This window comes from Stenotrophomonas capsici (genome assembly GCF_034961085.1).
GTDB classification, from domain to species: Bacteria; Pseudomonadota; Gammaproteobacteria; order Xanthomonadales; family Xanthomonadaceae; genus Stenotrophomonas; species Stenotrophomonas capsici.
The window spans coordinates 1-12,002 of the sequence record NZ_JAYFUH010000238.1; the positions used below are offsets into that span (position 1 = coordinate 1).

Here is a 12,002-nt window from a genome sequence, read left to right on the forward strand (position 1 = left end):
ACGAGGGTTCCGTGCCGCAGCGCGGCCATCCGCTATCCCATGGCAGGACGGGCATGTCGCCCGCCGCCGTCATCGCCCAAGGAGACTGAGGCCAGATGGGCAAGATTGTTTGTTTCGGCGAAATTTTGATCGATCTACTCGCGCAGCCGCCGGCCACGCCGGATACCCCGCGCGCGTTCCTGCAGTACGCCGGTGGTGCGCCGGCCAACGTCGCGGTGGCCGCCGCGCGGCTGGGTGCCAGCAGCCATTTCGCCGGCATGCTGGGCCGCGACATGTTTGGTGACTTCCTCGCCGAGAGCCTGGCGCAGGCGGGCGTGGCGACCGACTGCGTGGTGCGTACCGATGCGGCCAAGACCGCGCTGGCGTTCGTGGCGCTGGATGCCGCGGGCGAGCGCAGCTTCAGCTTCTATCGCCCGCCGGCAGCGGACCTGCTGTTCCGTGACGAGCATTTCGTGCCGGCCTGCTTCGACGGGACGGCCTGCTTCCACGTCTGCTCCAACAGCCTGACCGAGCCGGCCATCGCCGCGGCCACCTACGCCGGCATGGACCGCGCGCGCGCGGCCGGTGCCATGGTCAGCCTGGACCTCAACCTGCGCCCGGCGCTGTGGCCGGCCGATGCCGATCCCACGCCGTGGCTGTGGCAGGCGCTGGAGCGTGCCGACCTGGTCAAGCTTTCGCGCGAGGAACTGGACTACCTGGCCGCGCCGCTGGGCGAGGACGGCGAAGCCCAGGTGATCGCGCGCCTGCTGGCCGCGCGTGCCGGCTGGGTGATCATCACCGACGGCGCCGCGCCGCTGCGATGGCATACCCGGCACGGCCATGGCCAGGTGCCCAGCTTCAAGGTGGCGACCGTGGATACCACTGCGGCCGGCGATGCCTTCGTCGGCGGCGTGCTGGTGGCGATGAGCGAGCGCGAGGGGTCCGGCCAGGGCTTTGCCGCGTTCTGCGCCAACCCGCAGGCCATCACCGACACCCTGCGCTTCGGTGCCGCCGTCGGCGCGCTGGCGGTCACCCGCAAGGGCGCGTTCGCCGCGATGCCCGACCGTGCCGAAGTGCACCACCTGCTGCAGCAACAGGAGCAAACCGCATGACCACCGCATCGCCCGCGTTCCGATCGCCGGAGTTCCTGCGCGCCCACATCGCCAGGACGATGGCGTTCTACCACCCGCATTGCATCGACCCGAACGGCGGCTTCTTCCACTTCTACCTGGACGACGGCACGGTGTATGACGCCAGCCACCGCCACCTGGTCAGCAGTACGCGCTTCGTCTTCAACTATGCGATGGCCTACCGCGAGTTCGGCAACGCCGAATACCTGGAGGCGGTGAAGCACGGCGTGGACTACCTGCGCAACGTGCACCGCAACCCGGCCACCGGCGGCTACGCCTGGACCCTGCGCGATGGCAAGGTCGAGGATGACATGAACCACTGCTACGGCCTGGCCTTCGTGCTGCTGGCCTACAGCTGTGCGCTGAAAGCCGGCATCGCGCAGGGCCGGGAATGGATGGACGAGACCTGGCAGCTGCTGGAGCGGCACTTCTGGGAAGCGCCGCACGGCCTGTACCGCGACGAGGCCGATGCGCAGTGGAACTTCACCGGCTACCGCGGCCAGAACGCCAACATGCACATGTGCGAGGCGATGCTGGCCGCGTTCGAGGCCAGCGGCGAGCAGCGCTACCTGGACCGTGCGCTGCAGCTGGCCGACAACATGACCCGCCGCCAGGCGGCCAAGGCCGGTGGCCTGGTGTGGGAGCACTACGACACCGCGTGGAACATCGACTGGGATTACAACCTGGACAATCCCAAGCACCTGTTCCGTCCGTGGGGCTTCCAGCCCGGCCACCAGACCGAGTGGGCCAAGCTGCTGATGATCCTGGACCGGCACGTGCAGGCCGATTGGCTGGTGCCGACCGCACGCCACCTGTTCGACGTGGCGGTGGCCAATTCCTGGGACGCCACGCGCGGTGGCCTGTATTACGGCTTCGCGCCCGAAGCCCGCCGCCAGCCGGACATGCACGGTACGCCGATCGGCACCGACAGCTTCGTCTGCGACGACGACAAGTACTTCTGGGTGCAGGCCGAGTCGCTGGCCGCGGCCGCGTTGCTGGCCCAGCGCACCGGTGATGATGCCTACTGGCAGTGGTACGAGCGGCTGTGGGCGTATTCGTGGGAACACATGGTCGACCACACCTACGGTGCCTGGTTCCGGATCCTGGACGCCGACAACCGCAAGTACAGCAACGAGAAGAGCCCGGCCGGCAAGACCGATTACCACACCATGGGTGCCTGCCACGAAGTGTTGAACGTGGTGCGTGGCGCGCACTGAGCAGCATTGAACAGCGGACGCCTGCGTGACTGCGGGCGTCCGGGCATCACCGGCAATCGCCACGGCACCCCGGCGCCGTGGACGCAATGAACGACACGCCGGCAGGCGTGGCCCTCCCGAAACCGGCAGCACGAAGGAGCTCGCATGCAGTACGTGCGCACGAAATTTGGATCGATACAAAATCGTTTCATCCGGCTCGGTTGGCTGGCCCTGCTGGTGGTGTCGTGCACCGTGGCGGGCGTTGCGTCGGCGGCTCCCCTGCAGGCGCAGTGGAGCTTCCGGCTGCTGCCGGGCGATGCGCAGTTGCAGGCCCATCCGGGGCTGGATACGTGGCGGCCGGCACAGGTGCCGGGCAGCGTGCATACCGACCTGCAGGCCGCCGGCGTGATCGGTGACCCCTACGTCGGCGCGGCCGAGGCCGGCCTGCAGTGGATCGGCCTGGGCGACTGGGAATACCGCGCCCGTTTCGACGTGGACGCGACCACGCTCAAGCGCCGGCATGCCGAACTGCGCTTCGACGGCTTGGATACGTTTGCCGAGGTCAGCCTCAACGGTGCGCCACTGCTGCGCGCCGACAATGCCCACCGCACCTGGCGCGCGCGCGTCGATGGGCGGCTGAAGGCCACCGGCAACGAGCTGCGCATCGTGTTCCGCTCGCCGATCCGCACGTTGCTGCCGCAAGTGCAGGCGATGCCGCACAAGATTGCCGGCAATTATCCCTCGCCCTACGGCGACGAGCCGAAGGACGCGATGGTCGGCAACTTCGCGCGCAAGCCGGCCTACCACTTCGGCTGGGACTGGGGCCCGCGCTATGTCACCGCCGGTGTCTGGCGCGCGGTGCAGCTGTCCAGCTGGGACGACAACCGCATCACCGACCTGGCCGTGCGCACCGACACGCTGGACGAGGCACATGCCGCGCTGACGGTGCTGCTGCAGGTCGAGCAAGGCGACGCCGCCGGCAGCGCCAGCGTGGCCGTGGACGTGCTGGACCCGGACGGAAAGCGCGTGCAGCGCATCGAGCGGCAGCTGATGCTGCGCCCCGGCAGCAACGACCTGCAGCTGCCCGTCACTATCGAGCAGCCGCGTCGCTGGTGGCCGGTGGGGCAGGGCGCGCAGGACCGCTACACGGTGCAGGCGCGTGTCGATGGTGGCCGTAGCGATGAACAGCAGGCACGCCTGCGCACCGGGTTGCGCACGGTGGAGCTGCGCCGTGAGAACGATGCCCAGGGCGGGCAGGGCTTCAGCTTCGTCATCAACGGTGTGCCGGTGTTCGCCAAGGGCGCCAACGTGATCCCGTTCGAGGCGTTCCCGGCGCGGGTCACGCGCGAACGCTTGCGTCGCGACCTGCAGGCCGCGCGCGATGCCAACATGAACATGCTGCGCAACTGGGGCGGTGGTTACTACGAGGATGATGCGTTCTTCGACATCGCCGACGAGCTCGGCCTGCTGGTCTGGCAGGACTTCATGTTCGGCGGCGGCATGCAGCCCGGCTACGACCCGGCGTTCCGCGCCAGCGTGGTGGCCGAGGCGCGCGACAACGTACGCCGGCTGCGCCACCACCCCAGCATCGTGCTGTGGTGTGGCAACAACGAGGAAGAGACCGCGTGGAAGGACTGGGGCCACGGGAAGGAACTGACCGCCGCCGACCCGGCGTTCGCGGCCAAGGTCTGGCACGGCTACGTGGACCTGTTCGGCACCGACTTGCGCGCCGTGGTGGCCGAGGAAGGCCTGGGCGTGCCGTACTGGTCCAGTTCGCCGAGCAACGACCTCGATGCCAAGGCCAATGATTCCACGCGCGGCGACAAGCACTACTGGCAAGTCTGGGGTAACCCGGCGCTGCCGGTGACCGCCTATCTGCATGAGACGCCGCGCTTCATGTCCGAGTACGGGCTGCAGGCCTGGCCGCAGCAGTCCACCATCGATGCCTTCGCGACGCGCCAGGAACAGCAGATCGACGGCCCGGTGATCCAGGCGCACCAGAAGTTCATGGCCGGCAAGGGCAACGAGCGGCTGCTGCACTACATCCAGATGGAGTACGGCACGCCGCGTTCGTTCGCCGACTTCGTCTACCTGAGCCAGGTGATGCAGGCCGAGGGCATCGCGCTGGCGGCGTTGCACCACCGCGCCTCGCGGCCGTACACGATGGGATCGCTGTACTGGCAGCTCAACGATGTCTGGCCCGGTGCGTCGTGGTCGAGCGTGGACTACTACGGCCACTGGAAGGCGCTGCACTTCCATGCGCGGCGCTTCTTCGCCGATGTCGCGGTGGCGGCGCTGCGTGACGAGGGCGTGACCCGCGTCAGCCTGCTCAATGACGGCCGCAGCGCGCTGCAGGCGCAGCTACGGATCCGCGTGCTCGATGTCGACGGCAGGCAGCTCCACCAGCAGCAACAGGCGGTGACGCTGGCCGCGCAGGCGGCCACCGAGGTCGCGCGCCTGAGCGATGCCGCGCTGCTGCAGGGGGCCGACCCGCGCCGGAGCCTGGCCGTGTTCGAGCTGCAGCAGGGCGATACGGTCATCGCCGAGCGCATCGTCTACTTCGCCGCCGCCAAGGACCAACCGCTGGCGGCCGGCCAGGTCCGCAGCGAACTGGTGGCACAGGGCGACCACTACCTGCTGCGCCTGCGCAGCCCCTCACTGGCGCGTGCGCTGTGGATTGATTTCGGCAACGTCGATGCGCGCGTTGAGGACAACGCCTTCGACCTGCTGCCCGGTTCCCCCCGCGACGTGGTCGTGCGCAGCCGCGCCGACCTGTCGGCCCTGCGTGCCGCGCTGCGTCTGCAGACGCTGGGCGACACGCTGCACTCCACCCTTGCACCACCGCAAGACGTTCCCACTCCGAGGACCCGATGATGAACCGAGCCCTGCGCACCGCCCCGCTGGTCGCCGCCCTGATGCTGGCGCTGAGCGCCTGCAACCCGTCGCCCGCCCCGAGCGACAGCACGCCCGCCGCACCGGCCGCCGCCGCTGCCACGCCCACCCTGGCCACCGTGCCGGCCGTCGACGAGGCCGAAGCGGCACGCATGGCCGAACAGGTCCGCGAAGCCACCCGCCACGCCTGGCAGGGTTACATGCAGTACGCCAAGGGCCACGATGACCTGAAGCCGCTCAGCGCCAAGCCGCGCGACTGGTACCCGCAGCCGCTGTTGATGTCGCCGGTCGATGCCCTGGATACCCTGCTGCTGCTGGGCATGGACAAGGAAGCCAACGAAGCGCGCGAGCTGATCGTCAGCCAGCTGTCCTTCGACCAGGACATCGACGTGCAGAACTTCGAGGTCACCATCCGCCTGCTGGGTGGCCTGCTGTCGGCCTACCAGATGACCAACGACGAGCGCCTGCTCAAGCTCGCCGATGACCTGGGCACGCGCCTGTCGCCGGTGTTCGACAGCCCCACCGGCCTGCCGTACACCCACGTCAACCTGCGCACCGGCAAGACCAGCGGCACCATCAGCAACCCGGCCGAGACCGGCACGCTGCTGCTGGAGTTCGGCACCCTGGCCAAGCTCACCGGCAAGCAGGCGTACTACGACAAGGCCAAGCGCGCGCTGGTGGAAACCCACAACCGCCGCTCCAAGATCGGCCTGGTCGGCCTGAACATCAACGTCGAGACCGGCGAGTGGACCAACACCGATGCCTCCATCGCCGGCGGCATCGACTCGTACTACGAGTACCTGCTCAAGTGCTGGAAGCTGTTCGGCGACGAGGACTGCAAGCGCATGTGGGACGAGAGCATCGGCCCGCTGAACCAGTACCTGGCCGACGAGGTGCGTGAAGGCGAGCTGTGGTACGGCCACGCCGACATGAACACCGGCGCGCGCACCTCCACCACCTACGGCGCGCTGGATGCGTTCATGCCGGGCCTGCTCGCGCTGGGCGGCGACCTGGACCGCGCCAAGCGCCTGCAGGAGTCCAACCTGAAGATGTGGCGCCTGCACGGCATCGAGCCGGAGTCGCTGGACTACGCGGCGATGGAAGTACGCTCGCCGGGCTACGCGCTGCGTCCGGAGATCGTCGAGTCGGCCTACTACCTGCACCACTACACCGGTGACACCCGCTACCGCGGCATGGGCAAGGAGTTCTTCGACGACTTCGTCAAGCACACCCGCACCGAGCACGGCTTTGCCGCGCTGAAGGATGTGCGCAGCAAGGAGAAGGACGACTCGATGGAGAGCTTCCTGTTCGCCGAGACCTTCAAGTACTACTACCTGCTGTTCGCGCCGGCCAAGACCCTGGACTTCGACGGCGTGGTGTTCAACACCGAAGCACACCCGCTGCGGAAGACCTGGTAAAGCGAAAGCGACCCTCACCCCACCCCCGCTCCCGCAGGCGGGGGAGGGGTTCAGATCTGCATCGGCTTTCTGCTCAAAGCCCCTCTCCCGCCTGCGGGGGAGGGGGTGGAGGGCGCGCTCATTCATCCGGGCAGGCACGAGACTTGCCGTAAGAGCGCGCTAAACTCCACCGCAACGGGGAGCGAGGCGGGCGCTGATGGAGTTGTCTTCCATCCTGATTGTCGATGATGACGCGGCGTCGCTGGCGCGGCTGGCACGGCTCGTGGCCGAACTGCTGGACCCGCAGCCGGTGCGGCTCCGGACCGCCGCCAACCTTGCCGATGCCCGCGACCTGCTACAGCGCGAATCCTTCGCGCTGGCGTTGGTGGACATGCAGCTGCCCGACGGCACCGGCACCGATTTGATCGCGTGGATGCAGCAGCAGGCCACGCAGGCGCAGGCGGTGATCGTGTCCGCGTTCGCCGAGGAAGAGGCGATCTTCGCCGCGCTGCGTGCCGGTGCGGTGGGCTACCTGCTCAAGGACCGGGATGACATCGAGCTGCGCGTGGCGTTGCGCAGCCTGCAGCGTGGCGGGGCACCGATCGACCCGATGATCGCCCGGCGCATCCTTGCCTTCGTGCCCGCGGCGACACCCACGGCACCTGCTCCGGCGGCCAGCGTGCCGCTGTCCGAACGCGAGCTGGGCATCCTCGGCCTGGTCGCGCAGGGCTACGGCAACCGCGAGATCGCCGAGCTGCTCAGCCTGTCGCGCCTGACCATCGAGGCGCATACCCGCAACATCTACCGCAAGCTGGCCGTCGGTTCGCGCACCGCGGCGGTGTTCGAGGCGCGCGTGCTCGGGCTGCTGCCATGATCCGCGGGCTGCTGGGCCTGTTGTTGCTGCTGGTGATGGGGGGCGCGCTGGCCGCTCCGCCGGCGGTGGCGCGCATCGTGCAGGCCGAAGCGGTGCGCAGCGGCTGGGAGGCGCAGACGCCACCGTTGCAGGGGTGGGAGCCGGTGACCCTGGCCGACCAATGGCAGACGCGCTGGCCCGACCACGACGGCGTGGTCTGGTACCGGCTGCGCTGGCAGCAGGGCGATGCCGGCGAACCGACCGGCCTGCTGCTGGACTACACCTGCATGGCCGCGGCGGTCTACCTCAACGGCAGCCTGATCGACCGTGATCCGTCGCTGGTCGAACCGTTGTCGCGCAGCTGGCATGTGCCGCGCTACTACCTGCTGCAGTCGCCATTGCTGCGGCAGGGCGAGAACGAACTGCTGGTGCGGGTGTCGGGGCTGGCGGCGTACCAGCCATCGTTCGGCGTGGTCGACGTAGGTGATGCCGCGGTGCTGCAGGCACGCTATCGGCAGGAAGTCCGCGTGCGGCATGACCTGCAGCTGCTCGATACCGCCATCGGCTTCGTGCTGGCCGGCGTGATCGGCCTGTTCTGGCTGCTGCGGCGCAAGGAGGCGATGTACGGCTGGTATGCGCTGAGTGCGGTGTTCGGGCGCATGTACGACACCAATTTCGTGGCCACCAGCCCGTGGCCGTTTACCACCACCGATGGCTGGCAGGCCTTCATCGCTGGCTGCTACGTGGTGGCTGCGGCGGCACACACCGTGTTCCTGCTGCGCTTCAGCGAGCGGCGTTGGCCGCGCTTCGAGCGCGTGCTGATGGGCCTGGCGGCGGTGGCGATGGCGGCGGCGCTGCTGTGGCCGCAGTGGATGGGGCCGCATCGCAACCTCTACCTGGTGCCACTCATCGCCTTCCTGTACGTGGTGTCGTTCACCTTCATGGGCTATGCGCTGCGCAGTGGCCGTCGTGACGCGCAGGTGCTGGCCTTGTGCATCGTCCTGCCGATCCTGGTGTCGCTGCACGACCTGGGCGTGTACATGGGCTGGTACGGCGGGGTCAGTTACCTGGGGTCCTTCACCTCGCCGTTGATGCTGCTGGGCATGGGCTTCGTGCTGGCCTACCGTTTCGCCAACACGATGAAACGCGTGGAAGGGTTCAACGCCGAGCTGCGCCATGAAGTGCAGCAGGCCACGTCCCAGTTGTCGGAGACCCTGAACGCGCAGCATGCGCTGGAGCTGGCGCATAGCCGCGCCGGTGAGCGCCTGCAGCTGGTGCGCGACCTTCACGATGGCTTCGGCGGCACCCTGGTCGGGGCGATCGCGCGGCTGGAGCAGGCCCCGCAGGAGATGCCGCGTTCCAAGGTGATCGAACTGCTGCGCGAGATGCGCGATGACCTGCGCCTGGTGATCGACAGCACCGCACGCGAGCACGCCGACCTGGCCGAGATGCTGGTGCCCCTGCGGCACCGCGCCAGCACCCTGCTGGAAGCCGGCGGCATCGATACCTACTGGCACCTGCAGGACCTGCACGGGGTGGAACTGGGCGCCTCACGCAGCCTGGACCTGCTGCGGCTGATGCAGGAAGCCCTGACCAACGCGTTCAAGCATGCCCGTGCGACACGGGTGGACATCACCCTGCGACGGGACGGTGACCGGCTGCAGCTGCAGATCGACGACGACGGCATCGGCCTGCCGGCGAGCGTGCAGGGCAGTGCAACGGGCGGCGCCGGCATGGCCAGCATGCAGCTGCGGGCCAGGCGCATGGGCGGTGACCTGCAGGTGGGGCCGGCCGATGACCGGAACGGAACCCGTGTGCAGCTGGAGCTCGCCCTCGCCCGTTGATCTGCGTCCGGAGGACACCTGCGTACCTGATTTCGTGGATGCTGATCCAGCAACGATGGCGATAGGGTTTGCCCCTAGTTGAATCGGGGGACACCATCATGCGCGGCCGTGTCATTTCAAAGGCTGATCGAGTAGCCGCGGCCCTGGCGGTCGCCGGCCTGCTCATCTTGTTCCCATCGCTGCCTGCGGATGCAGCCGAAGTGGTCGGTGGAACCACGCCAACGGCCCCCTGCACTCAGGATGCAAGTACCGGTGCCCTGGCCTGCCTGGACGGCAGTCGGGTGGGCGGTGACGGTGCGTCTGGGCCATCCAAGCCCGGTTACTCCAGTTCGGCCGGCGGCTTGGGAAATGCCACGGGCAATACAGCGATCGGCAAGGGCAGCTCGGTCGGCATGGGCGGGCAGGGTGCCAACGGGACGGCCGGTGGGAGCGGTGGGGTGGGTGGCAGCGGTGGAGGCTACAACCTCGCCTTTGGTGCCGGCAGCAGCGCCGGCAATGGCGGTAAGGCCGGCGACGGCGTTGCCGGGGGCACCGGCGGAGATGGCGGTGCCGGCGGAAGCTACAACATCGCTCTGGGCGATGGCAGCGAGGCGGGCAACGGCGCCGATGGCAAGGAAGGCTGTTGTGGCTACAAGGGCACGTCCGGCACCGCAGGTACGGATAACAACGTGGCCATCGGCAGGAATGCCAAGGCATCAGGCGGCGGTTCGGTGGTGTTGGGTGCTGGCAGCACCGATGCCGGCCTGGCCAATGTCGTGTCGGTGGGCTCGTCCAGCCAGCAACGGCGCATCGTCAACGTCGCCGCCGGCGTGGCCGCCACCGATGCCGCCAACGTGGGCCAGCTCACCGCGCTGGGCACGTCGTTGAACGCGAACCTGGGTGGGGTCGCGGCCTGGCTGGGCGGTGGGGCCGCTTACAGCGGCGGCGTATTCACCGCGCCGACCTTCGCCGTCCAGGGCAACAGCTACGGCAATGTCGGTGCCGCGCTGTCGGCCATCGATACCCAGCTCACCGCGATCAAGGGCCGCGCGGACCTGGCGGTGTACTACGACGACGCCAGCAAGGCCTCGCTGACGCTTGGCGGCGGCGCCGGCTCGGGTTCCGGGGGAACATCGGGGGGGACCCAGGTGGCGGGCGTGGCCGATGGCACCGCCGCCGACCATGCAGTCAACAAGGGGCAGATGGATGCGGGGGATGCGGCCGCCATCGGTGCGGCCGGGAATTACACCGATACCCGCGAAGGCGCAATCCGTGCGGACATGGCCACGGCCGATGCCACCGTGTTGTCCTCGGCCAAGGCGCATGCCGACAGCGGTGATGCAGCCACCCTGGCGGCGGCCAACGGTCATACCGACAACCGTGAAGCTGCGATCCGCACGGACATGGCCACGGCCGACGCCACCGTGTTGTCCTCGGCCAAGGCGCATGCCGACAGCGGTGATGCAGCCACCCTGGCGGCGGCCAACGGTCATACCGACAACCGCGAAGCCGCGATCCGCACGGACATGGCCACGGGCGACGCCAACGTGCTGTCCTCGGCCAAGGCGCATGCGAACAGCGGTGATGCCACCACGCTGCAGTCGGCCCGCAGCTACGCCGATGGCACCGCCAGCCAGGCCGTCGCTGCCGCGAACAGTTATACCGACAGCCGTTTCGAGGCCGTGGACCTGCAGTTCGACGGGTTGCGGCGGGAGATGGATGACCGCTTCACCCGCCAGGACCGTCGCATCGACCGGATGGGCGCGATGAGCAGCGCGATGCTCAACATGGCGGTGAATGCGGCGGGTTCGCAGAGCAATGGCGGGCGCGTTTCGGTCGGCGCGGGTTTCCAGGGCAGCGAGAAGGCCCTGTCGATCGGCTACGGCCGCAAGCTCGGCGCGCGCGGCTCGTTCTCGCTGGGTGGCGCATTCAGTGGCAGCGAGAAATCAGGCGGTATCGGCTTCGGCGTGGATCTGTAGGTCGTTCGATCCGTGCCAGCGATGCGGGGGCGTCATGAACACTTTCAGGTGCATGGTCCAGGCACGTCGTGCCGAGGGCGTGCCGGGCCGGCAGAACAACGCGTGGCGCGCGTGCAGCCCGATCCGCTGGCCCGCCGCGGGGCCGGTTGCAGGTGCATGGCTGGTCCACGACCCGGACCTGCGGCGCTGCATCGAGTGCGATGCGAACCGGGATGCCTGGCGCACGGTGATCGCGCAGCAGCATGCGTTCGCCTCGGTGATCACCCGCATGGAGGCCGCCGCGGCGTCCACCATTGGCGGTTGAACGCTGCCACGTCAGTACAGGTCCATCGGGTCGACATCCAGCGACCAGCGCACGCGCCGCGCCTGCGGCAACGCATACACCTGTGGCATCAGCCCATCCAGCAGGCCATGCAGGGGCCGCCGCTGCGTGGCTGACAGCAGCAACTGGGTGCGCTGGAATCCCGCCCGCCGCGGCATCGGTGCCGGCATCGGGCCATAACACTCGACGACGCTCTCGGTGGGGACCAACTGCTTCACCGCGGCCAGGAAGGCATTGGCCTGTTCCACCTGCTTGGCCTCGGCGCGCAGCAATGCCAGGTGCGCGAACGGTGGAAAGCCCGCGGCCTCGCGTTGCACCAGCTCGGCCTCGGCGAAGGCGTGGTAGCCACCGTTGACCAATGTGTGCAGCAGCGCATTGTCCGGGTGGTGGGTCTGTAGCCAGACTTCGCCCGGACGGTCCGCGCGGCCGGC

The 12,002-nt window shown here is 68.6% G+C and carries 8 protein-coding genes and 1 pseudogene; 8 read left to right on the plus strand and 1 reads right to left on the minus strand.

Annotated elements, in window-relative coordinates; genetic code table 11:
• Positions 1-95 precede the first annotated feature (95 nt).
• The 8 genes from VA603_RS12175 (at position 96) to VA603_RS12210 (ending at position 11,553) form a co-directional block, all read left to right on the plus strand.
• The gene (locus tag VA603_RS12175) at positions 96-1,091 is read left to right on the plus strand and encodes a carbohydrate kinase family protein (protein ID WP_323439002.1); all 996 of its coding nucleotides are present in this window, start codon (positions 96-98) and stop codon (positions 1,089-1,091) included.
• Entirely contained in the window at positions 1,088-2,326 is a 1,239-nt protein-coding gene (locus VA603_RS12180; protein WP_323439003.1) for an AGE family epimerase/isomerase, read from the plus strand. The genes VA603_RS12175 and VA603_RS12180 overlap by 4 nt, the downstream gene beginning before the upstream one ends.
• A 144-nt stretch (positions 2,327-2,470) precedes the next feature.
• Entirely contained in the window at positions 2,471-5,179 is a 2,709-nt protein-coding gene (locus tag VA603_RS12185; RefSeq protein ID WP_323439004.1) for a beta-mannosidase, read from the plus strand.
• The gene (locus tag VA603_RS12190) at positions 5,179-6,615 is read left to right on the plus strand and encodes a glycoside hydrolase family 47 protein (protein ID WP_243694054.1); all 1,437 of its coding nucleotides are present in this window, start codon (positions 5,179-5,181) and stop codon (positions 6,613-6,615) included. The genes VA603_RS12185 and VA603_RS12190 overlap by 1 nt, the downstream gene beginning before the upstream one ends.
• A gap of 196 nt (positions 6,616-6,811) precedes the next feature.
• Complete coding sequence (locus VA603_RS12195; RefSeq protein ID WP_132865880.1) at positions 6,812-7,468, plus strand: response regulator transcription factor; 657 nt, start codon at positions 6,812-6,814, stop codon at positions 7,466-7,468.
• Entirely contained in the window at positions 7,465-9,291 is a 1,827-nt protein-coding gene (locus VA603_RS12200) for a sensor histidine kinase (protein WP_323439005.1), read from the plus strand. The genes VA603_RS12195 and VA603_RS12200 overlap by 4 nt, the downstream gene beginning before the upstream one ends.
• 341 nt (positions 9,292-9,632) lie before the next feature.
• A complete protein-coding gene (locus tag VA603_RS12205; protein ID WP_323439006.1) occupies positions 9,633-11,249 on the plus strand; it encodes a hypothetical protein in 1,617 nt (538 codons plus the stop codon).
• A gap of 34 nt (positions 11,250-11,283) precedes the next feature.
• Positions 11,284-11,553, plus strand: a complete 270-nt coding sequence (locus tag VA603_RS12210; protein WP_132865877.1) for a hypothetical protein — start codon at positions 11,284-11,286, stop codon at positions 11,551-11,553.
• Between the two features lie 11 nt (positions 11,554-11,564).
• On the opposite strand, the pseudogene VA603_RS12215 reads toward VA603_RS12210, so the two are convergent.
• Positions 11,565-12,002, minus strand: a pseudogene (locus tag VA603_RS12215) (primosomal protein N'); the annotation flags it as partial.